Source organism: Bradyrhizobium sp. USDA 3256 (assembly GCF_054058275.1).
Map to the genome: position 1 here is coordinate 1211836 of NZ_JBSSAE010000002.1, position 24219 is coordinate 1236054.

General features: G+C 59.5%; 27 protein-coding genes and 3 pseudogenes. 18 read left to right on the forward strand and 12 right to left on the reverse strand.

The window, feature by feature from the left end; translation table 11 throughout:
- Positions 1 to 17: 17 nt before the first annotated feature.
- On the reverse strand, positions 18 to 242 hold the full coding sequence (locus tag ACVWY5_RS07380; RefSeq protein ID WP_283089628.1) for a hypothetical protein: 225 nt from the start codon (positions 240 to 242) through the stop codon (positions 18 to 20).
- Positions 243 to 782: 540 nt separating this feature from the next.
- On the opposite strand from ACVWY5_RS07380, the pseudogene ACVWY5_RS07385 reads away from it, so the two are divergent.
- Positions 783 to 1214 (forward strand): annotated as a pseudogene (locus ACVWY5_RS07385) (alpha-amylase family glycosyl hydrolase).
- A gap of 53 nt (positions 1215 to 1267) precedes the next feature.
- Here the strand turns inward: ACVWY5_RS07385 and ACVWY5_RS07390 are convergent.
- Positions 1268 to 1531 (reverse strand): hypothetical protein, encoded by a 264-nt coding sequence (locus ACVWY5_RS07390; RefSeq protein WP_321177080.1) that lies wholly within the window; start codon positions 1529 to 1531, stop codon positions 1268 to 1270.
- A gap of 204 nt (positions 1532 to 1735) precedes the next feature.
- Here ACVWY5_RS07390 and ACVWY5_RS07395 point away from each other — a divergent pair, with 204 nt between their 5' ends.
- The 3 genes and pseudogenes from ACVWY5_RS07395 to ACVWY5_RS07405 all read left to right on the forward strand — a co-directional run bounded on the left by ACVWY5_RS07395 (position 1736) and on the right by ACVWY5_RS07405 (position 4598).
- Entirely contained in the window at positions 1736 to 2086 is a 351-nt protein-coding gene (locus ACVWY5_RS07395) for an alpha-amylase family glycosyl hydrolase (RefSeq protein ID WP_456671768.1), read from the forward strand.
- Positions 2087 to 2360: 274 nt separating this feature from the next.
- Positions 2361 to 3895, forward strand: a pseudogene (locus ACVWY5_RS07400) (FAD-dependent oxidoreductase).
- Positions 3896 to 4106: 211 nt separating this feature from the next.
- Positions 4107 to 4598 (forward strand): YciE/YciF ferroxidase family protein, encoded by a 492-nt coding sequence (locus tag ACVWY5_RS07405; protein ID WP_028337211.1) that lies wholly within the window; start codon positions 4107 to 4109, stop codon positions 4596 to 4598.
- Positions 4599 to 4992: 394 nt separating this feature from the next.
- Here the strand turns inward: ACVWY5_RS07405 and ACVWY5_RS07410 are convergent, their stop codons facing one another.
- From ACVWY5_RS07410 to ACVWY5_RS07420, 3 genes are all read right to left on the reverse strand, one after another.
- A complete protein-coding gene (locus ACVWY5_RS07410; RefSeq protein ID WP_028337210.1) occupies positions 4993 to 5553 on the reverse strand; it encodes a DUF4142 domain-containing protein in 561 nt (186 codons plus the stop codon).
- A gap of 1004 nt (positions 5554 to 6557) precedes the next feature.
- Positions 6558 to 6725, reverse strand: a complete 168-nt coding sequence (locus ACVWY5_RS07415) for a hypothetical protein (protein WP_160321699.1) — start codon at positions 6723 to 6725, stop codon at positions 6558 to 6560.
- 295 nt (positions 6726 to 7020) lie between these two features.
- Positions 7021 to 7197 carry a hypothetical protein gene (locus tag ACVWY5_RS07420; RefSeq protein WP_160321698.1) on the reverse strand — a complete coding sequence of 59 codons (177 nt, stop codon included), beginning with the start codon at positions 7195 to 7197 and terminating at the stop codon, positions 7021 to 7023.
- A gap of 377 nt (positions 7198 to 7574) precedes the next feature.
- Here ACVWY5_RS07420 and ACVWY5_RS07425 point away from each other — a divergent pair, with 377 nt between their 5' ends.
- From ACVWY5_RS07425 to ACVWY5_RS07460, 8 genes and pseudogenes are all read left to right on the forward strand, one after another.
- Positions 7575 to 7946, forward strand: a complete 372-nt coding sequence (locus ACVWY5_RS07425) for an Hsp20 family protein (protein ID WP_080667259.1) — start codon at positions 7575 to 7577, stop codon at positions 7944 to 7946.
- A gap of 79 nt (positions 7947 to 8025) precedes the next feature.
- Positions 8026 to 8349 (forward strand): hypothetical protein, encoded by a 324-nt coding sequence (locus tag ACVWY5_RS07430; RefSeq protein WP_028337208.1) that lies wholly within the window; start codon positions 8026 to 8028, stop codon positions 8347 to 8349.
- A gap of 9 nt (positions 8350 to 8358) precedes the next feature.
- Positions 8359 to 8658, forward strand: coding sequence for a hypothetical protein (locus ACVWY5_RS07435; RefSeq protein ID WP_321177082.1), 300 nt, complete (start codon positions 8359 to 8361; stop codon positions 8656 to 8658).
- Positions 8655 to 8792, forward strand: coding sequence for a hypothetical protein (locus ACVWY5_RS07440; protein ID WP_244481704.1), 138 nt, complete (start codon positions 8655 to 8657; stop codon positions 8790 to 8792). The genes ACVWY5_RS07435 and ACVWY5_RS07440 overlap by 4 nt, the downstream gene beginning before the upstream one ends.
- A gap of 285 nt (positions 8793 to 9077) precedes the next feature.
- Positions 9078 to 9311, forward strand: coding sequence for a DUF3606 domain-containing protein (locus tag ACVWY5_RS07445; RefSeq protein ID WP_050383042.1), 234 nt, complete (start codon positions 9078 to 9080; stop codon positions 9309 to 9311).
- A gap of 383 nt (positions 9312 to 9694) precedes the next feature.
- Complete coding sequence (locus tag ACVWY5_RS07450) at positions 9695 to 9934, forward strand: hypothetical protein (RefSeq protein ID WP_028337207.1); 240 nt, start codon at positions 9695 to 9697, stop codon at positions 9932 to 9934.
- 342 nt (positions 9935 to 10276) lie between these two features.
- Positions 10277 to 11579, forward strand: a pseudogene (locus tag ACVWY5_RS07455) (tyrosine-type recombinase/integrase); the annotation flags it as partial.
- 402 nt (positions 11580 to 11981) lie between these two features.
- Positions 11982 to 12146: a hypothetical protein gene (locus ACVWY5_RS07460; protein ID WP_160321696.1), complete on the forward strand. Its 165-nt coding sequence runs from the start codon at positions 11982 to 11984 to the stop codon at positions 12144 to 12146.
- A gap of 138 nt (positions 12147 to 12284) precedes the next feature.
- Here ACVWY5_RS07460 and ACVWY5_RS07465 read toward each other — a convergent pair whose 3' ends face one another.
- The 3 genes from ACVWY5_RS07465 to ACVWY5_RS07475 all read right to left on the reverse strand — a co-directional run bounded on the left by ACVWY5_RS07465 (position 12285) and on the right by ACVWY5_RS07475 (position 13726).
- Positions 12285 to 12587, reverse strand: coding sequence for a hypothetical protein (locus ACVWY5_RS07465; RefSeq protein ID WP_028337203.1), 303 nt, complete (start codon positions 12585 to 12587; stop codon positions 12285 to 12287).
- A gap of 84 nt (positions 12588 to 12671) precedes the next feature.
- Positions 12672 to 13163: an Hsp20/alpha crystallin family protein gene (locus ACVWY5_RS07470; RefSeq protein WP_028337202.1), complete on the reverse strand. Its 492-nt coding sequence runs from the start codon at positions 13161 to 13163 to the stop codon at positions 12672 to 12674.
- Between the two features lie 101 nt (positions 13164 to 13264).
- The gene (locus ACVWY5_RS07475; RefSeq protein WP_028337201.1) at positions 13265 to 13726 is read right to left on the reverse strand and encodes an Hsp20 family protein; all 462 of its coding nucleotides are present in this window, start codon (positions 13724 to 13726) and stop codon (positions 13265 to 13267) included.
- 354 nt (positions 13727 to 14080) lie between these two features.
- Between ACVWY5_RS07475 and ACVWY5_RS07480 the strand changes: the two genes are divergently transcribed.
- On the forward strand, positions 14081 to 14302 hold the full coding sequence (locus ACVWY5_RS07480; RefSeq protein ID WP_051383918.1) for a hypothetical protein: 222 nt from the start codon (positions 14081 to 14083) through the stop codon (positions 14300 to 14302).
- Positions 14303 to 14526: 224 nt separating this feature from the next.
- On the opposite strand, the gene ACVWY5_RS07485 is transcribed toward ACVWY5_RS07480, so the two are convergent.
- The 4 genes from ACVWY5_RS07485 to ACVWY5_RS07500 form a co-directional block, all read right to left on the reverse strand.
- Positions 14527 to 15174 (reverse strand): HWE histidine kinase domain-containing protein, encoded by a 648-nt coding sequence (locus tag ACVWY5_RS07485; protein WP_080667258.1) that lies wholly within the window; start codon positions 15172 to 15174, stop codon positions 14527 to 14529.
- A gap of 247 nt (positions 15175 to 15421) precedes the next feature.
- Positions 15422 to 16057, reverse strand: coding sequence for a MarC family protein (locus tag ACVWY5_RS07490; RefSeq protein ID WP_051376325.1), 636 nt, complete (start codon positions 16055 to 16057; stop codon positions 15422 to 15424).
- Positions 16058 to 16215: 158 nt separating this feature from the next.
- On the reverse strand, positions 16216 to 16824 hold the full coding sequence (locus ACVWY5_RS07495) for an NADH dehydrogenase ubiquinone Fe-S protein 4 (RefSeq protein ID WP_321177083.1): 609 nt from the start codon (positions 16822 to 16824) through the stop codon (positions 16216 to 16218).
- A gap of 373 nt (positions 16825 to 17197) precedes the next feature.
- The gene (locus ACVWY5_RS07500) at positions 17198 to 17392 is read right to left on the reverse strand and encodes a hypothetical protein (RefSeq protein ID WP_028337198.1); all 195 of its coding nucleotides are present in this window, start codon (positions 17390 to 17392) and stop codon (positions 17198 to 17200) included.
- A gap of 322 nt (positions 17393 to 17714) precedes the next feature.
- Here ACVWY5_RS07500 and ACVWY5_RS07505 point away from each other — a divergent pair, with 322 nt between their 5' ends.
- The 5 genes from ACVWY5_RS07505 to ACVWY5_RS07525 all read left to right on the forward strand — a co-directional run bounded on the left by ACVWY5_RS07505 (position 17715) and on the right by ACVWY5_RS07525 (position 23192).
- Positions 17715 to 18062 carry a response regulator gene (locus ACVWY5_RS07505; protein WP_028337197.1) on the forward strand — a complete coding sequence of 116 codons (348 nt, stop codon included), beginning with the start codon at positions 17715 to 17717 and terminating at the stop codon, positions 18060 to 18062.
- 736 nt (positions 18063 to 18798) lie between these two features.
- Positions 18799 to 19692, forward strand: a complete 894-nt coding sequence (gene rpoH / locus ACVWY5_RS07510; protein ID WP_038377904.1) for an RNA polymerase sigma factor RpoH — start codon at positions 18799 to 18801, stop codon at positions 19690 to 19692.
- A gap of 520 nt (positions 19693 to 20212) precedes the next feature.
- On the forward strand, positions 20213 to 21838 hold the full coding sequence (gene groL / locus ACVWY5_RS07515) for a chaperonin GroEL (protein WP_028337195.1): 1626 nt from the start codon (positions 20213 to 20215) through the stop codon (positions 21836 to 21838).
- 290 nt (positions 21839 to 22128) lie between these two features.
- Complete coding sequence (greA, locus tag ACVWY5_RS07520) at positions 22129 to 22623, forward strand: transcription elongation factor GreA (RefSeq protein WP_028337194.1); 495 nt, start codon at positions 22129 to 22131, stop codon at positions 22621 to 22623.
- Between the two features lie 212 nt (positions 22624 to 22835).
- Positions 22836 to 23192 (forward strand): PRC-barrel domain-containing protein, encoded by a 357-nt coding sequence (locus ACVWY5_RS07525; protein ID WP_028337193.1) that lies wholly within the window; start codon positions 22836 to 22838, stop codon positions 23190 to 23192.
- The last annotated feature ends 1027 nt before the right edge of the window (positions 23193 to 24219 follow it).

Consider the following 24219-nt stretch of genomic DNA (forward strand, 5'->3'; position numbering starts at 1 on the left):
CGGAGCATGGTCGAGTGCTAGGAGAGCATACCTGTTAGCTCGCCAATCATCTTCAGGAGCGCCTGGTGCTCGGGTGCACCCTTATTGTTGGCTAGAAAATCTGCAAGTGCGACTTTTGTAACGTGTCCCCCAGCAAGTGCATTCGCTTCATGTAAAACGAATACTCCCTTGCCGTCCTGACAAAGCCACCAGCTATCGCCGTTTTCACTTTGATGGATCTTGCGTTGTCGGCTCAGGGACATAGAGATCTCCCACTTGGCCAACCAGTTCAACGGAAATGCGTTCCTAACGGCGGCAGCGTGTGATCCCCGCTGGCTTTCAGTGCTTCATGTGACCTTTAATTCGACAGGGCACAGCCGTATAGGAGCGAACTGTTCATCGTTTCTGCCGCTCCCAGCGACAAGAAAACGGCTCCCGCAGTCGAAGGACGGAAGTTCAATGCGAGAGCCAGCTGCGCTGGCTGCGCGGTACTCTTAGGAACGAACGTCTCTCGCCGGAAATTGAAGAGCCGCCCAGATTGGGTGCGTTGCTGGTCTCGTCAAGGAGTCTGCTTTCCGCGAGAGTAGGGATGCGCCGCCAAGAATCCGCGCCTGTTTCGAATGAAACGTGGTGCCGTGCGCGGTCGTGTACGAGATCGCCGTGATGTCTTTTCAGGACAGTAACGGCGACGGGCAAGGGGACCTGGTCGGCCTTCTGCAGCGTGTCGACTACTTGGCTTGGCATCGGCGCGGTATGGCTGACGGCTATCCTACAAGAGTCCCAATCACGACTTCGGCTATGACATTGCCGATTTATGCTCGGGTGATCCCCGTTTCGGCAAGCTGGAAGATGTCGACAACGTGCTACGTGCCCTGCATGATTCGGGCATCCGGCTCATTCTCGACCTTGTCCCCAATCATACCTCCGATCAGCACGCCTGGTTCGCAGAAAGCCGCGCCTCGCGCGACAATCCGAAGGCGGATTGGTAATTGTGGGCGGAACCCGGTGCCCACGGTGGTCCGCCGAACAACCGGCTTAGCCGCTTCGGAGGAAGTGCTTGGGAGTGGTGTGAGGAGCGCCGGCAGTTCTACTACCATTCATTTCTGCCGAGTCAGCCGGACCTGAATTGGCGAAACCCCGAGGTCCGGGAAGCGATCGCGGCTGTGATGCGGTTCTGGTTAGAGCGCGGTGTCGATGGCTTCCGGGTTGATGCCAGCGCTGTGTTGATCGGATGACCTGCTGCGCGACAATCCGCCTGACCCGGAGGCCAACGACAAGACGCCGCCCCTCAGGCCAGCAGGCTCGTGTTTACGGACGACAGGCCGGAAGCGATCACTGCATCAAATACATCAGGGGCGTTTCTGGACGAGTTGCAAGGCAGACGGATCGGATCGGCCATTTCTACGGAAACAGCAAGCCGCGCCTGCACCTGCCATTGAACTTCGCACTGCTTGACTCGGAATGGCGCGCGATCTCGCTTCAGGCTACGATCGATGCCTATTTCAATGCGCTTCAGCAAGGTGCCTGGCCGGCCTTCGTGATCGGCGGTCATGACAAGCACCGGGTCGCCAGAAAGGTGCGGCAGGCTCAGGCTCAATTCTTGCGATGCTGTTAATGACCATTAGAGGGACGCCGTTTCTGTTCGCCGGGGATGAGATGGGCTCCGAGCAGGTGCAGATTCCATCGGAGAGGACCCAAGACCCCTTCGAAAAGCTCATGAAGGGATTTGACCTGTCATGACCCCGAGCGGGCACCCTTGCGTCGGGATGACACGGAGGGAAGCGGATTTGCCGGTGGCAAACCCTGGTTGCCGTTAAGCCGGGATCGCACCCGCAATATCAAAGGACAACAGAGCGATCGGAATTCGCTCTTGAACCTCTACCGTGAACTCATTGCATTGCGTCGGGAGGAGCCTTGCCTGTCGCAGGGAGAGTATCTGCCACGCCGCGCAAAGAACGACGTCTTTTCGTTCGGGCGCAGGATGAACGATACGGAAATCCTCGTTGGAGAACCACGGCTTTGGGAGCGGGAAGGCTGCGGCGTCCGATTGTTATCTACCGGGCTGGACTGCAAGCAGGAGAAGGTAGCGGGAGACCGATCCACCTGAAGCCGAACCAAGGAGTCATCGTCAAAGTAGGTCGTTGAGCCCGCCGTGGAGCCGACGGTCAGGCAATTGAAATTCCGGCAATGCATGGACCGACCAGAAGATGCGCCTCAGCGCTTTTCGCGGCGTCCCCGCATGCTGTCGTGAAAGAGGTTCTGAGGACAGATATGATCGGGGGAGACGCTGTCCGCTGTGGCCAAGTGGTGCAATCCCGCCGACCCTACCAATGGAACCCTTTTTCCGCCCTCTCCGTTGGCCCTCTTTGAGAGGATGCGTCATGAACGTGCGAGATGAATATACGCAATCGCTCTGGATGGATGTTCCGGTAGTCCAAGCTCCCAGCCTGTCCGGATCCGAGCGGGCGGACGTGGTTGTGGTCGGTTCTGGCATTGCGCTTCGGTGGCCTATGAGCTTGTTAGCCGCGGGCGTTCCGTGATCGTGCTGGATCGCGGCAGCATCGGCAGTGGCATGACAGCGCGCACGACCGCGCATCTCGCTACGGCGCTGGACGACTATTACAAGGAACTCGTTAGCGTGCGCGGCGAGGAATGTGCGCGCCTCTATTACCAGAGCGTCATGGCCGCCATCAGCCGAGCCGAAGCAATCCAGGATCTCGAAAACATCGACTGCGATTTTTGCCGGATCGACGGTCTTTGGGTCCCGGCACCGGAGACACCGAGGTCCCTGCTTGATGAGGAACTCGAGTGCTGCCAGCGGCTCGGAATTCCCGTCGAGGACCGCATGGCGCCGACGCCGTTTCACTCCGATGGCATGGTGCGTTCGTTGCGCTTCCCCGGGCAGGCGCGCTTTCATCCCACGAAATATCTCGCGGGTCTTGCAAGCGCCCTGCAGCGCGCCGGCGCAAAACTTTACGCCGACAGCTGTGTCGAGAGCATCGAGCACAAGCTGGACGATATCGTGGTGAAAGTTTCGTCCGTGCGGGCCACCGACGTAGTGGTTGCGACGAACTCTCCGGTCAATCTTGAAGTCGCTATTCACACCAAACAGGCGCCGTATCGCACTTACGTCATCGTGGGGAAGCTGCCGGGCGGCGTGCTGGCCGACGCGCTCTATTGGGACACGCTCGATCCCTACCATTATGTCCGCCTGCAGCCGCTCTCTACCGATGAGGTTCTCGTGATCATCGGCGGTGAAGACCACAAGGCCGGCGAGGCTGATGACGGCGAGCAACGCTTTGCGGTCCTGGAGCACTGGGCGCGCGAACGATTGCCCGACCTGGGTGCGATAACCCATCGCTGGTCGGGACAAGTCCTGGAGCCGATAGATTTCGTCGGCTTCATCGGCCGCTCGCCGGACGAAGAGCATGTTTTCATTGTCGGCGGCGATTCCGGACAAGGCATCACCAACGGTCTCGTCGCCGGCATCCTGATCGCGGACCTGATCACCAGCGGCTCCAATGCGTGGGAGGACGTCTACTCGCCGGCACGGAAGATCTACAAGAACCTCGGTGAATACATCAGCGAGAACATCACGCCGTTGAAAAATTTCGCGGAGTATCTTTCGGCGAGCGAAATCGCTTCCGTCGAGGCGCTGCGTTCTGGCGAGGGCTGTTTGGTGCGTAGCGGATTGCAAAAAGTCGCAGCATGCCGGGACCAGAAAGGACAGCTGCACTTGCATTCCGCCAGCTGCACGCATCTGGGGTGCGTTGTGCACTGGAATTCACTGGAGCAATGTTGGGATTGCCCCTGTCACGGATCGCAGTTCGCACCAGATGGCACCGCGCTCAATGGACCTGCAGTATCTCCACTTGCCGAGCTCGAGAAGCCGGCGCACCACCAGGCCGCGGAATAGCTCCGGTCGGCCACTGCAGGAACTCTAGTGGCGGAAGCCTGGTGTCTCCGACCATTGTTCTGGTGCTAAGGGCGGATGAACCCCTTAGTGAAAGGCCCTCGAAAACGGGGCCTTTTTAGTGCCGCCTATTGGTGAGTGATTAGCAGTACCATGCCTCTCGGAACCTTTGACGAAAGGCGCTGTTGGCTCGTGTCCAAACAAGGAGGAATCCATGCCGGGCCAGAATAAGACACTTGAAGACCTCTTCCTGGAGACCCTCAAAGACATCTATTACGCCGAAAGGAAGATACTCGTTGCGTTGCCGAAATTGGCAAAGGCCGCGAGTTCTGACCAACTGCGCGCTGCATTTGAAAAACATGCCGGCGAAACCGAGGGGCAAGTTCAACGCCTGCAGCAAGTTTTCAAGATGATGAAGCAGGCTCCCAAGGGCAAAACCTGCCCGGCGATCCTCGGGTTGGTCGAGGAAGAAGAAGTGATGGAGGATTTCGAAGATTCTCCGGCGTTGGATGCGGGCCTTCTCTCGGGTGCTCAGGCGGTTGAGCATTACGAAATATCGCGTTATGGCACGTTGATTGCCTGGGCTGAGCAACTGGGTATGAAGCAGGCAATCCAGCTCCTCGAGCAGACGCTTGAGGAAGAAAAGAAAACGGACGCTGCGCTAAACAAGCTGGCGCAAGCCGCGATAAATCGTAAGGCGGCTTAGTCCCCAGTCAGCTGGCCCGCTCCTGGGCCAGCCCAGGTGGCGCACGCGTCGTCGAGGCGGCATAGCTGTGCCGTGTCCTTCTCTGTGGGGCGCCAACCCGATTGAACCCGCTTGGCGTGGTGCTGGCAGTGGCCGAAGTTCTTCAACCGCTGCTGGTTACCTTTGCCAAAGCGCAAGCGGGCAACAAACCGCTGATGTTAGCGCTTGCCACTGCCGAAATAGCGGCATCGATACAGTTGCAGCTCTCGCTAAAAGGGCTTGAGAGCCGCCACTGTCCCCGCCAAGCGACGATCTCACAAATCCTAGAGTATTCAGTCCTCACAATGTCACCGGCCGTCTCGGCATCGGCAAGAAAACCGGGAGGGAGCTGCGGAACAGCGGTCCCCTTCTGCCGCTATTTCTTGCCCTCGCCGACCGTAGGGGCGGGCTTTTTGTCGAGATCCTGCGCCATCTCAAGGTGATGCTTCAGCGCGCGCAGGGTCTTACCGGCCCAACCCTTGAGGTCTGCGTTGTCGCCGCCCTTGGCGTAACGCTCGAACAGGTCGACGGCATCCTTATGAGCGCTGACCTGCATCGAATTGAACTCGGAGCTAAAGTCGTTACCGTTGGCACCGTTGAGCTTGTCGAGCTTGCTTTGATGCGATGAATCGAGCGCGCTGGGCAGTTCGGCTTTCACCTTGCCGCTGGAAACCAATCCCTTCAACTCAGTGCTGGTTTTGGTGTGGTCCGTTACCATCTGGGAAGCGAAGGTCTTCTCCGCCTCATTGCCCTTCTGTTGTGCGAGTTTGCTGGATTCGATTTCAAACATATCCGATATCGCGACCTGCTTGACAAAATCCACCGTCGAGGGGCTGACCCCGAGCACGGAATTGATGCCGGCCTTCTCGCCGACGGATTGCGCCAGTCCCGGCGTCGCCAGCAAAATGCACGCGATTGCTAGTACGGTTCGTCTCATGTGTATCTCCATCAGCTTGCGGTCTTTCAGTTGACGCCCTTGCGAAGCGCCAGGTGATGACGCGCGAAAAGAGAACTTTCCGAGGTGTTCGCACTGCGGCAGGGAAGTTCTGTTTTTCCATAGCATCTTTGATTCTAAGCAAAACGCTTACACGCGCGTCTATCCCTGCTCCTGCGGCAAGTGGATCTGGCAGACTAAAGTTCCTCCCGTTGGTTGGCCTGCTGTGTAGGTTATTTCCCATCACCAGCCAGGCTCTGCCCGTAGGCGTTGGTGGCTGAGAGACCGAGCGCGCTCCCGCCTGCACAAAAAGGGAGGCGCGTAATGGAACACGCGCAGCGCATTGAGGCGATCCAGGCTCGCATGGCTGAGCAAATCGAGACTATCGCACGAGTCGTTTGCGAGGATAAGGAGCCGCTGACCGCCGAACTAGTGCTTAGGGCGCTCGCTACCCAGATGGCGCATGAAGACGCGCGTCCAGCCGGTGTGGTCCTCGTTAAGACGCGCGAGGAAATTAGGACAGCTTGTGCTGGCGCACTTCCCCAGTCGTCATATTCAGCGTCGGAATATGCTCAGGGGGTAGCTGTCGCTAGCGCGCGAGGTCGCAGCGAGCCAGATTTGGACCCGCCGTCATCGATCGTCACGCGGACTAGATGAACCTCGGTCGCCTGTTGCATGAGCAATAAAAGCGGCATCGAGGGAATCGTTTCAAAAATCTTCACATAAGCTAGTGCTGGAACCTGGAATGGGACACTGCTCCTGACACGCTTAAGTAAATGCGGAGATCAAGACCGGAGCGCAACCTGTTTGCATGTTCAGGCTCACTCATCATGACGGTGTCGAATACAGCTTCATGGGTTGGCGGCGATATCGTTCGTAGCGCTCATCGTAGGCGTCGGCGCCCTGTTGATCGGATGAGCCTGTCATCTCATGGATGATCCAACCGCCTTGGCCTCAGCGTGTACCCCCTCGCTGGGGCCGTTCTTTATGTTGGCATGTCGGCGCGGTTAGGCGAACAGGTCTTTGCCCGGCTGCAGCATCCGCACAAACGTCCCGCTCTCATGGTACTCGAGCCAGCCCTGATCCTTGGCGTACTCCAAGCCGGCCCAGTACTCAGCCGGCGTCGCCTTGTCCTGGTACAGCATCGGATAGTTGATCTTTGTAGATCCGGCCATCCTGTACGGGCTCGAAAGCCGCGCGTGCTCCATGATCCTGCGGGCGGCCTTCTCGGGGGTTGGAGTAGGGGCGGTCGCCGATGTATTTCATGGCCTGTATATTTAGTCCGCTGATCGAGGCAGCTTCACATAAACACTACAAATTACAGCGATTGCGATAGGGTTTAGGCCCAAGACGATGATGCCCGAACGATATAAGATTTCAGCCATGGCGTGCCCCTGTGCGGTCGGCAACTCAGCTTTGGCTAAGAGACTTATAGCATAAGTTGCGCCAAGAGCGCGTGACCCAAATGAACTATCGATCCTTGTTGCGCCCGAAACGCTCTTTCGCCGCGTCCTGGTTTTGGTGCCAGTGCTCGATGCTCTTCGGGCTCAGGCCGGAATAGAACCGCTCCCAAGCCGTCCGGAACGCGGCTTTGGCGCTCTCCAGATCGGGCCCGCCGGTCGCGTAGGGCGGCACGGGCAGCGGCACCGCGATGCTATAGGTTCCAGAAGGGCGGGCTGCGCTCGGTTGCCAGCCTGATCCGGCCGATCCTAGAGCACCAGCGCCGGGTAGGGCGCTGGTGTTTTTTGTGAGGATAGAGAGTGCCGCCCAAAAAGTGACTCCTGTTATCGCATCGCTTGCGATGTTCCGCCATCGTGAGAGGTATGAAGGATCGGCATTGGAAATTGCTAATCATCCTTTTGGGTATGTCGTGGTGATAGCGGCAGCCGTTTATTTTGAGATGTAGGCGCTACCGCAAGAAGAAGCGCGGCCTATCGGTGCTGTTCTAGTTAGGGCGTTTGCGCGAAGGAAACTAGGACGGAAGATGCCGGCGCACTTTCCCGACCGTCATATTCAGCGAGGGGATGTGCTCGGGCGTTAGCTGTCGCTGGATGAGGCTGACGGCCCATCCTTCCGGGTACCAGATCGTGCTCGCGATCGCCGGTTTTGCCCCCGACGAAATTTCCGTCACGGCGGAGCAGAATGTTCTGACTGTCGAAGGCATCAAGGTCGAAAAGGCCGAGCGCGAATACATCTATCAGGGCATCTCGACGCGCAGGTTCAAGCGTCAGTTCAGCCTGGCGGACTACGTCGAGGTCAAGAGCGCGGCGTTCGACAACGGGCTTGTCAGGATCGAGCTGGCGCGCGAAGTGCCGGAGGCGATGAAGCCGCGACGCATCGCAATCAATGCTGCGTCGAACACGGCGCTCCGACAGCTGGAAAGCGTCGCCGCCTGACCGAAACGGCGAAGCCGCGTCCGACGAACAGGTCGCGGCTTCGTCTCTTCAGCAACTCGTCCTTCGAATGGAGGCATCCATGCGGCCGACGACCGCGCCTGCTCATAACGTTATTGGCTTTCATCTGCCGATTGGCGATTACCACCAATATGAGACCCCGCGCGATGTGGTGCGGGATTCTCGCTTGAGCCTCGCCGAGAAGCGCGCTCTCCCGGCATCCTGGGCCTCGGACGCCAGCGCCGTAGCGTCCAATCCCGCCTTGCGGGCACCCAAGGGGCTCAAAGCACCCGTTCCTGTCCGCGACATCCTCGAAGCGCTTCGCGCGCTCGACAACGGTCCGCCCCATCCGCCAGGCGGCCGGCCTGCGCGCCTGCGCTCCGTCGACCGCTGCCTGGCTGCATAGGAGCGCGAGATGACAGACAGGCTACCGAAGCAGGTTATCGATCGGATCGAAGGGCGCTGGCGGTTAAGATTTGGACAGGCAAGGCGCCGGAGCTCAGAACTGTTCGACCACCGGCTTGAACAGCTGCGCGCTCACCGCAACAATATTCATCGGTATCGGCGACTGCTGCAGACCCAGCTCTCCGACCTCGAGCGCGAATTCATCGAAAGACGGCTCGCCGAAGAAGTCACGGCGATGCAAGGCGTCGTGGCCGACATTCCGCCACTGCCCTCGATCGATCGCGCAGCTTGCGAGGAGATCACGTCATGACTGGTCTGCAGCAGTTGCTCATAAGAGGCAGCGAAAAAGTCATCGGTCACTATCAATTCCTGCTAGACAGCGCGACCTCGGAACAAGAGCGCGAGCGCTATCGACGGAGGATCGAGAAGAACGCCGGATACTAGGCCGGTTGCTCGATAGCGACGTTCAATCGACACGCGCAGCGTGAGGCATCGCGTTCGCGCCGGGCTGGCGCCGTTAGGCACGACTGTAGCGCTACTCGGCAGGTACAACCGGCTTTGTGGCGGGGCTGGCTACCCCTTTTTGCCTTGATGGATTTCGCGGGCGGCGTCTTGCCACCGCTCTGGATGCCCTGCGTCAAGGCGTCCGTGAGGTTGAACACGTTGCTTGAGGCGGGCTCGTTGTTCTCCGATTTGTCAAAACGGAACTGCGGCGCGCGATTGGGAGGCCTGAATGGCAAACAAAGCGAAGAAGCAGACCGCCGCGGTCGCAAGGATGACCGTGCGCGCGTCGCCGGCGGGCGTGATTACGAGGTGAGCTATAAGCTGAAGAAAACCCGGAAGTCGGCAGCGCCGGTGAAGAAGGCCGTCAAGAAGGTCGGCAATAGCCGCAAGCGAGTTGAGCGCCGGCTCGGGTCGGCGATGAAAAAGTCGTTAGCAACGGCACCGTCGAAGCGTCGTTAGCAATGCGTCGCTCGCGGCAGAGCGGCATTGGACGAAGGGACGTGCCCCGGCTCTTGCCCCCGAAGACTCGGGGCACTTTGTGATCATTTCCATTGGGACCGCTGCTTTTCCGACAAGGTTCACACGGGTTATTTCCGGAGCGGGTCGCCGTTTGGGATAATCGAAGCACAGGGCATAATTTTCATTTCGTACTTTTGGGGCCCTGGCAACGACGACCGCCGCTTCTCGGGGGACAGCGGTTCGGCGATTCAACTCGGCCCCAGCATGACCCGGATCCTAGCGCCTTTTGATTAGGAACGAAGGGATGCAGCGGGCAATGGTCGCCCTTCGCTGCCGCATCGCTACCGGCATTGAGAACGCCCAGTACACTGGCCCCAGCTTCTATGATCGCCGGGGCCGTTTCTTTTAAGGAACAAAGTTACAATCGGCGGCGTTTAGGCAGCGCTAGGTTTGAGTGGTTTCCTTGGCCTCAGCTGGTGCTGACCGCAGTCATGACGCAAGGACACCGAGATGATTGGATTCTCATCATCGTAGTTTTGGGCGTCATCGGCGCAGTGCTGGTGGTGGATCTATCTTTTCTTGATGCCAAGCGAACAGGTCTTGCCGGCTTGGTTGCGGTCTAGGACACTCGACAAATCAGACACTGGAAGAACCGAGGCTGCGGTCAGCCTCCGCCTGGCTCTTATCAGATGGCGGACATCGCTTTGGGATGGATCGGTGCCGCGACCGCTTGTCAGGAATCCGTAGACCCGACACGATTCGAACGTGTGACCTTTGCCTTCGGAGCAAGATAACGTGCCCGTCCTAAAAATACGATAGGGCACGCTACACTACGACATCCATCTGAAGAAGCTGGATATTCTCAACCACAGAAGCGACGTCCCTATCCGAAAACCCGCACTGATTTTCTCCCGCCTGCTTACGTCCTGCTACGCGAGAGATAGTGCTCGGAATGAAGGAATGTCATGGTCAAGATTACGAAGAGAGGCGTCGAGGCGGCGGAAGCCCAAGAAAAGGACTACCTGATCTGGGACGACGAGTTGCCAGGCTTTGGTCTCCGAGTCTTTAGTTCCAGCGAGCGCAGCTACGTCATCCAGTATAGAACACGAGGTCGCTCGCGTCGCTACACGATTGGACTTCACGGTGCCTGGGCGCCCGAGACCGCACGCCGCGAGGCGAGGGTGCAACTCGGCCGGGTCGCTGCGGGTGATGATCCCGTCGAAGATCGCCAACTCGATCACAAGGCCACCACTGTGAAGGAGTTGTGCGCCCGCTACTTCGCCGATTTGCAGGCGGGTTGATTTTGGGAAAAGGAGGCCGACCGAAAAAGCCTTCGACAATCATCACCGACACTGGCCGTATTGAGCGCCATATTGTCCCACTTTTAGGGCCCCGGCGGGTCAAGGATCTCACCAAGACCGACATCAATAAAGCCCTTAAAGACATCATGGCCGGCAAGACGCGGTTTCTGTAAGACCAAGAAGCTGCTCGGAGAGGCCATCGTACGGGGTGGCGCTGGAACGGCCACGCGCACCGTTGGTCTCCTTGGCGCATCCTCACCTACGCCGTCGAGGCGGGCATCATTGAAAGCAACCCAACCCATGGTGTCCGCAAGCCAAAGGACAATGTACGAAAGCGCCGGTTATCGGAGGCAGAGTACCGAATCCTTGGTCGGATGCTCCGCGACGCTGCCAAGCAGGAGAATACGTCACGATCGTGGACATCGTTCGCCAGCTTGCACTGACCGGCTGCAGGCGCAGCGAGATTATCGGCCTGAAATGGACCGAGGCGGACAAGGAGTCGAGCTGCTTGCGGTTGGAGGACAGCAAGGAGGGTGAATCCATTCGTCCCGTTGGATTGCCAGTCGTCGAATACTCGACGGTGTGCCGACGGTCTCGGCACCTACGTCTTCCCAGGGCAGGGTGAGGACAACGCGTTCGGCAGCTTCCCGAACCACTGGAAGTACATCTTCGAGAGCTCTCCGCTGTCGGATGTGACGCCCACGTCCTGCGGCACAGCTTCGCGAGCATCACCAACGATCGCGTTTTTACCGAGGTGACAATCGCGGCGCTGGTCGGCCATGCCAAAGGCTCAGTGACGAGCAAATACATCCATAGGCTTGATACCGCGCTCATCATGGCTGCGGACACCATCTCGGGCTACATTCAAGGGCTCATGGATGGCATAGAGTTCAAGCAAATCGCATACGCGCTGGACCGCGATTCACGAAAAGCTGCCTTGGCCCGCTTCCTGAAGAGGGCTTCAGGGAGCCCAGGAGGAGGCCGAAGAGGAGTGCCGTCTGGCGGCTTAGGGCCTACGCCTGGTATCGCCTGTCGCCAGTTGAAGCCGACTTCATCACCGATCCGGATGCATCGCTTTCTTGTCCGCGCAGTACCTTGCTGTCATTCGGCCTGCAATATTGCCCCCTAAGCCGGGGGGATCGGCGTCCAAAATTGAGGGGTCAAATTTGCAGGGCGATTGACAGGCTGAATCCATCGTGGCCGACCGGGCCGCGATCGAGAAGAGAGCCGAGGCCGAAGACGCCCGCTGGGACGGCGAGAAGGAAAGGCTGGCGGCGGCATTGCGGCTGGCCTGGGAACGATGAGGAACATCGCGGCGCGAGGTGCATTTTTACGATAGACCGGGGGGTGACGCGTGTTGGAGTGTGTCATGCGTGATGTCGCCGAACTACTTGAGCGGAAGCGCGTCCTGCTCGACCGGCGCGAGGACGCCGCACCGAACATCCTCGCCCAAGTCGAACGGGAGCTCAGGGAAATCAACGAGGAGCTTGCCCGGCTCGAGGACCTGACGGCCCCGGCCACTGCTACCCCTTAGCTAAGCGGACGGCCGGAGGCTTTGTTCCACCTAAGAGGGCGACAAAGGGCGCGACCCACGCCGCCGCCGTATTGCCAAGCAGCACCATGGTCAGAATGGTTTGCGTGAACATCATGCCGATCTCCGCAATGCGGCGGCCTATGGCCGCCGCAGGCGCATCGGGACACCGCCGGGGCGCGGCGGATCGTCGCCCTCGCCATCGAGGCGGCGCAGCGCCGCGAGGATGTCGGCGAGCCGGATCGGGTAATCCATGCCCGGGATCTCGCGCAGCGATGGGCAGGATTCGACCGCGAACATGTCGGATGCCCACGACGACAGGATGACCCGCTTTTCAGGCGCGGACAGCTTGTCGTCATTCAGGACCGCGTCCGGAGACGCATAATGCGCGGCCGGATGAAACAGGAAGTCGAGCTTGCCGGAGTTCGTGTTGGCATTGGTCATCTGTTGCCTCCCTTTACGCTCCTTTCGTGGGACGGTGTTGCAGATCGATGAGCCGGCGGCCGACGCCGCCGGCCGTAATCGTATCTATTGGGCCTTGATGGCGATGCGCTTGACGCCGGCCCGCGGGTTTTCGGACTTCGGCAGCGAGATCGTCAGGACGCCGTTCTTGAACGAGGCCTCCGCCTTGTCCTCCTCGACGCCTTCCAGCGCAATCTGCCGCTCGAAGGCGCCGTAGGTGCGCTCGGTGAAGTGCTTGCCTTCGTCCTTACGCTCGTCCTTCTTCTCGCCACGGATGGCCAGGACGCCGTTTGCGATTTCGATCTGCACGTCCTTCTCCGTCATGCCGGGAAGCTCGGCCGAGATCGTCACCGCCTTGTCGGTGTCGCTGACCTCGAGCTTCGGCCAGCCGAACCGCCCTTCCATCAGTGGGGACAGGCTTGGTGCGCCGAAGCCGCGGAAGGCGTCGTCGAACAGCCGGTTCATCTCGCGGTGCAGCGTCATGAACGGATCATAGGTGCCGCGCGAGGGCACAAGCTCCTGGCTTTTCGACCAGGGAACGAGATCACGAATTGCCATGGTTCTTCTCCTTCAGATGTCTTCTCTCCTTCATGCATGCGGCGAGGGAGCGCGGACGCGCATCGGCGCGCCGCGTTCCACCGTCATCACCTCGATCGCGGTCAGGCCGCCTGCTTCTGCTCGATCTGCGGCGAGGAGGAGTTGCCGGCCGCGATATTGATTCTGCGCGGCTTCATGGCCTCGGGCACCTCGCGGACCAGATCGATGATCAGGAGGCCATCCTGGAACGAGGCCTGCTTCACCTGGACGTAGTCGGCCAGGTTGAACACGCGCCGGAACGGACGTGCCGCAATGCCCTGGTACAGGTATTCGCCGGCGGCCTTCTCGGGCTTCCTGCCCTCGATGGTCAACGCGTTCTGCTCGGCTGTGACGGTGATGTCGTCGGCGCCAAAGCCTGCGACCGCCAGCGAGATCCGGTAGTGATCTTCGCCGGAACGCTCGATGTTGTAGGGCGGGTAGTTGTCCTCGCTCGTGTGGCGCAGCGCGCCGTCAACGAGGCCGGCCAGGTGATCGAAGCCGATGGTGGAGCGCCACAGGGGCGCGAAGTCGAAGGTGGTCCTCATACCAAGTCCTCCAAAGAGCAAGATGGTTACGAAGGAACGCTAGACGACAGGTCCGAAAACCGGACGCCCGGCGCCCGCACCGGACCCATGACGGCGTCCGATACACCGCTCCCGCGGCAAAAAACGACTTAGAAAAACGACAAGCCGATTCAAGAGGGACCGCGAAAATTTTTCGACGCCCTGGATGCCGCGCCGCATCATGGAGCTCGCGCAACGCAGCGACGTTAAGGGTTGCTTGCAAGGCAGGCGGCCGCCGCTTGACAGCGGGAGCGCCCTGAATAATTTTCTCCACCGGGAATTCATTCCGTTTCTCGAAACCGAAAAGGACAACAACGACCGTCTGGAGCGGCGACAATGTTCAACGAAGATATTGCCCGTATCCGCGCCCGCCGCGGTAACACCCGCAGGTATGCACGCCTGCTGAAGACCAGGCTTTCGGGCCTCGAGCGTCAGTATATCGAAGGTCGATTGTCAGAGGAGTGGGCCGCCTCGGGGCACTGGTCCGAAGCGTTCCCTGTCTCGTTTACCATGCCCAAACATCTCGGCGCACCCCCGAGCGCGGAGGCGTCATTATGACCAACTTCCCCTCTCGAACCGGAGACGACCGCTTCGCGGCATTCGACATCGTGCTGAAGAGGCGCGGCCGCGGCAGGTGGAAATGGTCCGTCTGTGCGGCCGGAGGAGAGACCATCCTATGCGGGTCGGAATGCAGTCGCCCGGCCGCGCGGTACAAGGCACAGAGTGCGCTCTTTCTCCTGCTGTGCGCCAGTGCCTCGCGTATTCCCGCGTTGCCGCCTGCGTCAGCATCGGAGATCTTCGAGGCGAGCGCTCGCAGGCCGCAGAGCCGGATCACGATCGAAGGATTGCGCCAGCCGAGAAAGTGCTCGGAAGATATCGAGAGGCTCCGTTCGGCCCATGCGGCCGCCGCTGCGTCCAAGGCGATGGCCCGGCGCCTTGTGCGTCGGACCCTTCGCCCATCTGGAGGCATGGGTGCATCCGAGCTCTAGGGAGCTCGGAGAGGCGGGGAGATCTACATCGAAGCCCGACGGTCGGGATGGCCTGTCGTCGGGGAAAACAGAGCTGGAGAGGACGGCCGACCGACCGAGACCCGAGGGATCGTCAAGGCTGCAGCGCGCGGGTGCTGCATCCAGTTTTCCGCCAGCGTATGGATGCAGCTCGTCTTCGACGACCTTCTTCGGACTGGCGCCGGTCCAGCGCGAGGCCGAGAACAGCCGTCGCACGTTCGTCAGCGCGGCGAGGCGACCGTGAAAGGCCGCCCGGAATTCATCGGCGGTCTCCGCTTTGGCCAGACGCAACTCGCCTGGATCACCGCAGGGAGATTGTTGGCGCGGTGGTCGACTTTGTGGGTGAGGAGCATCATCCTCTCCTCCGCTTGCTTGCGCGAGGTAATGTCGACCAGCATGTTGACCGCGCCGACCAGCCGGCATCGCGTCCCTTCCAGTTCTCCGCAAGGCCAACTCGGGTTTACGAGCGCTGCACTAGTCTAGAAGCCCAGCGCCGCCGGGGAGCTGGGAGCATTGCAGACGGATAAATGCGCGGGTCAGTGCTTCCCCCAAGCAATAGCCCCCAGAGCGCCTACCGGGTTCCAAAGAAGGCAGGATCCGTCTGGCCTCCCTACCGCCCGATCGTCCGCGACCGACATGAAGCCAATGTTGCAGCTGGCTTGGCAGCATCTCAGCCCGCTAATCCGGGCAATTCGCTCCGAAGGCCGGTCATAACAAAGTTCACGCCTATTGCCGCTACAATCGGCGCCATGATGCGCGTCATAACGTTAATTCCGGTCTTGCCGAGAAATCGCTCGATAGCAGCGGCCGTCCAAAGTGTCGACCCGATCAGGAATGTCGCGATGATCGACGCTGCACCAAGTAACGCGGTGGAGGACCAGCCAGGGTTGTCGTTGGAGAGTGTGATGATGATGCTGACTTCGGCCGGACCGACGAGCAAGGGAAATGCGAAGGGTGTTATCGCCCAACCGTGGATATCCACCTCACTGCGGTCGACTCCGCTGGGTGGCTGCACGAACTTCCCATACTGCGCCTGAAACATCTCGAGCGCGATCACCAGCGCGAGTAACCCGCCCGCGATACGAAAGTCGTCGAGACCAACATTGAAAAAATTGAGTATTTGCTTGCCAAGGACGGCTGCTCCAACAAAAAAGATCGCGACCGCAGTGCATGCCAAAACGATGATGCGATGGATACTGGCACTTCCCGCCTGTCGCGTGATCGTCAGAAAGATTGGAATGGCTCCGACGGGATTGGTCAACGCGTAAAGCAGTATCGTGATCCCAATGAATTGGTTCCAGAGCATAGCTGTGCCTACCCCGAGAAGCTCTGCTCCGCACTTCTCGTCGCAAGCTGCGCTCGACAACAACTCTCCGATCCGACGCCTCGGAGTGCGTCGCAAGATGCGGGACGCCCGTTCGACCCTCGTTTCGTATCCATGGTCAAAGTGCTTTGAGAAACCTCTCAGCGAAGTGTAGCTCGCTCATCACACATACGATTCGGAGCGGGCCCTCGGCAATTCAAAAGATCTAGAGACGTCGGTCCGGAAAGCCTGCTGCGGCTTGAGTTCCTCAAAGATCGGGGCATGATCCGGCGCATGCTGTAAGGTCGGCCAGCGCTCCCATATCTAAGAGGTTTCCGACGTGGATTAGAAATCACTGCGCAATCAACCTTGCAACGCGAAAATAGGCCGCCCTCTGCGCCGTCGGCTGGACAGTCTAGGAGTGTGTATTGCAGCTCTTGTCGGTGGGCGTAGGCGACTGCCGCTTCTGCCGAGGGAAACGAGAGTTCCAGTTGAGCGAGCGGATCGTCGTCCTCCGTCCAACCCATCAGCGGCTCGATCCTAAGCGGCGTGCGGCGCTCGAACCTTAGCCTCCATTCCCTTTTTTGCTTGAGCGCCGAAGTCATGACCGAAGGCGCCGCCTTGTATATGATCGCTTGAGCGCCAGCGAGAAATGTAGATGATGCATAGCCCGGCATTTTGTTTTTCTCCTCAAAGTCATTTTTGAGCCATATGTCGGTTTGTGCGTTTTCATTCATGGCAGCAGCGCAGCACGCGGGCGTTCGCGACATCGTATTCGAATGCGACAGACATCTTTATTTGCGTCAGGTCCGCGAGTTCGGACTGAAGTCGAGCAGTAACGTACTCAAGCCAGAGCCGATCTAGAATCGACCTCCGACGTTTCAAGTTTCGGTAACGCTTGCGAGGCCTGATCCATCAATTGATTGACCGTCACACTCGTTTGAGCGCGGCGCAACGAGCGCTTGGCATCAATGACACGGCCGGTGAAGCGGAATTTGACCAAGTTCCGCAGCGGCTTCTGTTTCAGCGTCTCGTCACCAGGATCGACAGCATTGGCATCCCTGGATGACGGCCGCCGCCGAGTAGGTCCGGCGGCGTCATCCGGGAATGCTTGGTAGCTTCCACCTCGCACCGTCCGAGGCGTCACTCGATGCCGCTTCTCAATAGAGCTCGCGCCACCTCGAGTTCGCTGATGGCCTGACGCAACGCTTGGCGGGCCTCTCCTTTGTCGCCTTCTGAGCAAGCAATGCTTAATCGCTTCAGATGTCGTGCTGCCGTTTCCGCATGCGCGACGATATCAGCGGCGCCGACGAAGCTGGAAGTCTTTTTCTTGTCCATGACCTACCTAGATCATCAAGGAGACACTCCGGTTAGGGAGAGCGGCGAGGCGTGCCGCGGACGCCAACTCCGCAAATGCCCGAGTCACAACCGTTTGGCTTGTGCGGCTATGTCGCCGACAGCGTGCCGGCTTCGTTCCACCGATCCGGCCAGATCGGTCTACGAAAGTCTCCGACGATGTGATTTGTTCTGCAGAAATTAGAAACGTCCCGGTCGGTTTCAAGTGCTTCTTGAGCGGAGAGCAGAGTATTGTTGGGAACGGCGCAGCGCTGAGGCGGTCTCTGCTCGTTGCGGAGAATATGAAAGCGTTGAGGACCGATAGGTGCGAATACTGGTCGTCGAGGATGATCCCCTGATCCGAGAATTGGTGGTCGATGTATTGCGCGCTGAAGGCCATAACGTCATCCAGGCCGCCGACGGCGAAGAGGCCTTGGTCTGGTGTAGCCGTAAGATTGCGGACGTGTTGATTACCGACATCCGGCTCCCTGTGGTTGACGGCTGGCAGATCGCCGAGCGGTGCCGCGAGAACGACCCGGATCTGCCGGTGATATACGCGACGGGATCCTCTCCGGTGACGCCGCGCCCGGTCTCCGGCAGCCTGATTTTGGAGAAGCCCTACCATCCCGACCAACTCGCGCAGGCCGTGAGGGACGTTACCGCATCGAACTAGATCTCACTCCAGACGGCCGGAAACCCGGCGAACGGCAGCCAAACTCGCTCATGTGGGATATTGTCTGGCTTAGGTTGGGCCGCCACGGGCGTTTCGTTCCGCCGGCCGTACCCTCGACCACATGTCTATTCGCCCTGGACCGGGAGCGACCTGCATGCGCGGCTGCCGCTCGACGAACCGACCATATCGCCCGGCTTTGCCTGCCCGGCCCATCCTGGGTTTACTGGCGATGCCCGACCCCGAATTCTGCGCCCCGTGTGGCAGCGGCTTCGTCGTTTGAGCCCGAAGCCAGCGCAGATAGGGCAGGCGCGAAAGCGTAGGCGCTGGCAATCCACTTCGTGGCTTTTCCTCCGAAGCTGTTTTGCGGAGCGCTCAGATATGCTTTGGCTTCGATCCGACTTTTAACTGGAAGCTCCGGAACAATTTCATTTCATTGAAGTTTTGGCATCGCCTTACCTGCCGTCGCTCGTCCGTAGGGCGCAGCAGTACGGGGATACTGTCAACCGGCTCTTGGGGGATTTGGCTATGGGCTCCATCAGCACTTCCCGGCGCTGCGGCCAGCGGATCGACCATCTGCTGGGTTCGCTCTATTGGAAATCCGGCCATCGCTTCGCGAGAGGCGGCATTAGGCGTCTTTCGAAATTGCGAAGTAAACTTAGGTCTGTTGCGGCAGGATGGCCGCAGAAATCGCACCCACGTCTCGATAGCCACGCGAATTGGAGAAGGAGCGATCGTCATGTCGAACGTCGCAACACTGCCGTCTCTCACGTCGGAGGAAGGGCTCTCTCGCTACCTCGTGGAAATTCGGAAGTTCCCGCTTCTCTCCGCGGAGGAGGAGTTTACCTGCGCGAAGCGTTGGCGCGAACTGGGCGACCGCGACGCAGCATACCGTCTTGTCACCAGCCACCTCCGGCTGGCTGCGAAGGTCGCGATGAAGTACCGCCGTTACGGGCTGCCGATCGCGGACCTCGTTTCGGAAGCCAATCTGGGTCTGATGCAGGCCGTCAAGCGGTTCGAACCCGATCGAGGCTTTCGGCTTGCAACCCTTGCCTTGTGGTGGATCAAGGCGTCGGTCCAAGACTACGTCGTCAGATCTTGGTCGCTCGTAAAGATGGGAACCACTGCAGCTCAAAAAAAGCTGTTCTTCAACCTTCGTCGGCTCAAGAACAGGATATCCGCTTTTGAGGAGGCCGACATGGCGCCCGACCAGGTAAACTATGTGTCCGAACAGTTGAAGGTGACTTCGCGGGAAGTGATCGAGATGGATCGGCGGCTGCGTGGCGATCTCTCACTCAACGTTCCAATCGGCCAAGAGGACACGCTGGCTGAGTGGCAGGACCGCCTGATCGATCCCTCGCCGAGCCCGGAACGCCTGCTGATGGACGAGGATGATAACCGCCGGCGGCTGGGCGCGCTCTCGGAGGCACTTCAGACGCTGTCCGCGCGCGAACGCGCAATTTTGCAAGCAAGGGTGCTCACGGACGAGCCGAAGACCCTGGACGAACTGGCACGGCAGTATCGACTGTCCCGCGAGCGGATCCGCCAAATTGAACAGCGCGCACTCCAGCGGGTGACGTACGCCGTGCGGGTGCGATTGACAAACGCTCCGGCGCCGACCTGCTGTCAGTGAGAAGGTCGTGTTGGAAATGGCGAATCTCAATAGCCGCGCATCGGGGTCCCTTCAACGTCCCGAATAGGAGGTCGTGCTCACGGAATAAGTGCTTGGTGCCATGCCGAACATCGGGGCTTCGGTATCATCGCCGGCGTTGTGCGTTGTATTCAATTGCGGGGCACCTACCGCACTTCGCCATGATGGCTTCTGACTTTTCTATCGACGTGACACGTACGTTCGGGTCCAACAATCGTCCGGTCGGCGCTGTCCAATCGGACGGAAGCCGTGTTGCGCGTTCGCGGCGCATCCCGCGCGCCAAATATTCGCGTGCTGAGGCTTGAAACCGACCTTTCCTCCCCTAGGTGGTTTGTCGCTGGGACCGTTCCGACTCAGTTCTGTGAGACATCGCAGACCTACGAAGGAGGAGGTGCATTCCGTCAGTGGGAGCGCGTGCCGACGCGTGGCATTGCCGCTAAGGAGGAGACGGAGGGCTGTAAACGGATCTTTGGAAGCGGAGGAGAAAAAGGAGGATCTCGCCATGGCTGCCAAGGAGGTGAAATTCGCTGCGGAAGCTCGCGACCGAATGCTGCGGGGCATCGATATCCTGGCAAATGCAGTCAAGGTCACGCTCGGTCCGAAGGGGCGTAATGTAGTCATCGAAAAGTCGTTCGGTGCTCCTCGCATTACGAAGGACGGGGTCACCGTCGCGAAGGAAATCGAGCTCGAGGACAAGTTCGAGAACCTGGGCGCGCAGATGGTGCGCGAGGTCGCGTCCAAAACGTCCGACGTCGCGGGCGACGGCACGACCACTGCAACCGTGCTCGCGGAAGCCATCGCAAGAGAGGGAGTCAGATCGGTCGCGGCCGGCATGAATCCGATGGACCTCAAGCGCGGCATCGATCTTGCGGTCGATGCGGTCGTGGACGACCTCAAGGGGCATGCCAAGAAGGTGACCGCCAACGAGGAAATCGCGCAGGTCGCTACGGTTTCCGCGAACGGAGATGCGGAAATAGGCAAGTTTCTAGCCGACGCCATGATGAAGGTAGGCAATGACGGCGTGATCACCGTCGAGGAAGCCAAGAGCCTCAACACAGAGCTCGAAATCGTCGAGGGAATGCAGTTCGACCGCGGCTACGTTTCGCCCTATTTCGTCACAAACGCGGAAAAAATGCGGGTGGAGTTCGACGACGCCTACATCCTGATCCATGAGAAAAAACTGTCCGGACTGCAGGCGATGCTGCCGCTGCTGGAGTCCGTGGTGCAATCGGGCAAGCCCCTGCTCGTGATCGCCGAGGATATCGAGGGTGAGGCGCTGGCCACTCTCGTGGTCAACAGGCTTCGCGCCGGCCTGAAGGTCGCCGCTGTGAAAGCTCCGGGTTTTGGCGAGCGCCGCAAGGCCATGCTCGAGGACATCGCCATCCTTACCGGCGGCAAGATGATCGCCGAAGATCTCGGCATCAAGCTTGAGAACGTCACAGTCAGTATGCTTGGTCGCGGCAAGAAGGTGGTTGTAGACAAAGACAACACGACCATCGTCAACGGCGCCGGCGCGAAAAAAGATATCGAGGCGCGCGTTGGCCAGATCAAAACGTTGATCGAGGAAACCACCTCCGACTACGACCGCGAAAAGCTTCAGGAGCGGCTCGCCAGACTGGCAGGAGGAGTCGCTGTTATCCGCGTGGGCGGCGCCACGGAAGTCGAGGTCAAGGAGCGCAAAGACCGGGTCGATGACGCGCTTCACGCCACGCGCGCCGCAGTCGAGGAAGGTATCCTTCCCGGCGGGGGCGTGGCGCTGCTAAGGGCACAGGAAGCGCTTAAGGGTATCAAGGTCGCAAACCCGGATGAGAAGGCCGGCGTTGACATCATTCGCCGCGCGATCCAGATGCCGGCGCGGCAGATCGTGCAGAATGCCGGCGAAGACGGCTCATTGATCGTCGGCAAGTTGCTCGAGAATGATCAATACACTTGGGGCTTCAACGCCGCCACCGGCGAGTACGAGGACCTGGTGAAAGTCGGCGTGATCGATCCGACGAAGGTCGTTCGCACGGCGTTGCAGGACGCCGCTTCGATCTCCGCGTTGTTGATCACGACGGAAGCACTGGTGGCGGACAAATCCAAGAAAGCCGAGGCACACGCGCCCACCGCGCCCCCGATGGACTACTAGGCGTCAGTCAGTGCGGGCATCTAACTCAAAGTCGGGAGAAGATCCGTGGCAGATCCCTTAGCGCAGGTCAAAATGGGGACGGAGGCACTCGCTCTCTGCATTGCAGGCGTCTTGTGCGAACGTGAGCCAGCCCTTTTGGCAGCATTCCGAGAGAGCGCAGAATTGCTCTATCGCGTCCTTGATGATCGCGGGGATCATGAGGCTGCGGCGATGGTTAGCGCATTTGGAAGAGCGCTGGCGGATCCCTCCTTTAAGCGTTCTGCGAACTAGTCGACACAAGTAACAAGGCGATGACAAAATTTCCAATAACTGCTGCGGGTCACGCTGTCCTTGATGCCGAACTCAGACACCGCATCCGAGTGGCTCGCCCGGACCTAGTTCAGAGAATTCGGCAGGCGATTGCCGACGATGCTAACCTGATCGAGAACTCTGAATATCAGGCGGCCCACGCAGAACAGGAACTGAATGAAGCGCGAATCGCCGAATTGGAGGACAAGCTCGCGCGCGCTGACATTATCGATGTATCGAAGCTGTCCGGCCATGCGATCAAGTTCGGTGCCACCGTGACGCTGATCGATGAGGACAGTGGCAAAAAGCTGATCTGGCAGATCGTTGGCGAGCCCGAGGCAAACGCAAGCGCTGGCAGGATTTCCGTGACTTCACCGATCGCCAGGGCTCTAATCGGTAAGAGCAAAGGTGAAACCGTTTTCGTTGAGACACCGGGCGGCGGTAAGACGTATATGATCCAAAAGGTCGAGTGGCTTGAGGGCGGTCGAAGCGAGTAGAGCGGCGCATGACCGACTACGTAGTTGCAGACTGCATTTGTCGGCATCGATGCCGAAAATCCGTCGTGCTGCCTGCTGTTGTCGAAGGGGCCTCGGCTGATGCGGTGCCTGCCACGAAACTATGGGTTCGCCACTGAACTCAAGAAGACAATGGGCGAGGATAACAGAAGCCAACTCATGCCAAAGCTTCATCTCAAGTGATGGAGGGCGAGATGATGGTCAAGGCCACGACTGGACCACATCAACTCATCGCAAGCGATCACGTCGTGGGCATGGCAGTGCGATGGCCCAATGGTGCCGTGCTTGGTCACATCGAGTGGTTGATGATCGACAAGGCATCGGGGAAATTGTTGTATGCCGTGCTCAGTGTTGGCGGGCTTTTCGGCTCCCGCACCAACCTGATTCCCTTGCCTTGGGGCCGGTTGCGCTACAATCCAAAGCTCGATTCTTGCGAGCTCGACATCGAGGACGACGAGTTGAGGCGCGCACCGTCGTTCCGAGCCGACGAGGATTTTGACTGGGGTGACCGCACGCAGGAAGCGGCATTGCACCGCTTCCACAAAGCGTAGCTCCATATTGGGAAGGCGCTTGAGGCGCACCGAAACCGCTCCCCTCGGCCTGCGCCAGCCATGTCAAACTAGCTCGGCGCGTGGTGCCGGATTGCACTCGAGTTGGCGATCCTGCCGTTGTTTCGTCAACGGCCGGAAAGACCTTCCGGTGCCGTTGACGGTCACTACCAATGGTGCCAGCGGCGGTGCCACCATGGCCGGCCGACGTAAAAGCCCGGGGGCCGATAGTAAACCGGGGGCGGCGGATAATAGGCGTAGGCGCCGTAGAACGTCGGACGCCACCAGCATCGGCCCACGGATTACAGATCCAGCGGACCTGCTCAGCGTTGGGCTTGCTCTTGGCAATCTGATGCGCCTGCGGCAGGCCATTCGGCATTGCCATTGCGCTCGGCGTGAAAGCCAAAGCCGCAATGGCGATCAGAGCAGCCTTCCCCTTCATAAGATCCTCCTGACTAAAAAGGCTACAAACGCCGACGCGCGCCGGAGGTTCAAGCGGATGGCCACTTTTCACGTTTTTGAACGAGCGTTTAAGCGGCAGATTGAACGGACATCGTTCGCTTCCAACGGCGCGCCTGCAAATATCTCGAACGATCATCGCGCGACCAAATCCGCGCGATGAAACTGCGCTGCCCATGCTCGCAATTTAGGACGAGCACCCCCTGCAAATATCGCGGATCAGGTCCTTCGCGCGGAAATCCGATGTCCCGTTGAGGCGCTTCGCATCGATCCTCCGGCGAGCGATCGTTCCGTCAGACGGCTGGCGCGAAGCGTTGCGGTGGGCTGAACTTGCTGCTTCGGGAGCGCCCGTTCCTTGCCCGCAACCTGAGTGATGCTAGACGCTGCGGCCAAGAGGGCGGACGCAACGAGCCAACGACGCATAGCTTGCCCTCCCGGTTAGCGTTTGCTCTTCCAAGCCTGAAGCCTGGTAAGCCAGTCTTTGAACGAACTGGAGAGCCAGCTCAGCTGCCTCACCATGCCTGGGATGATCTCGTTCCAGTGGGGCCAAGACGGCAAATAAGGGGTCTTC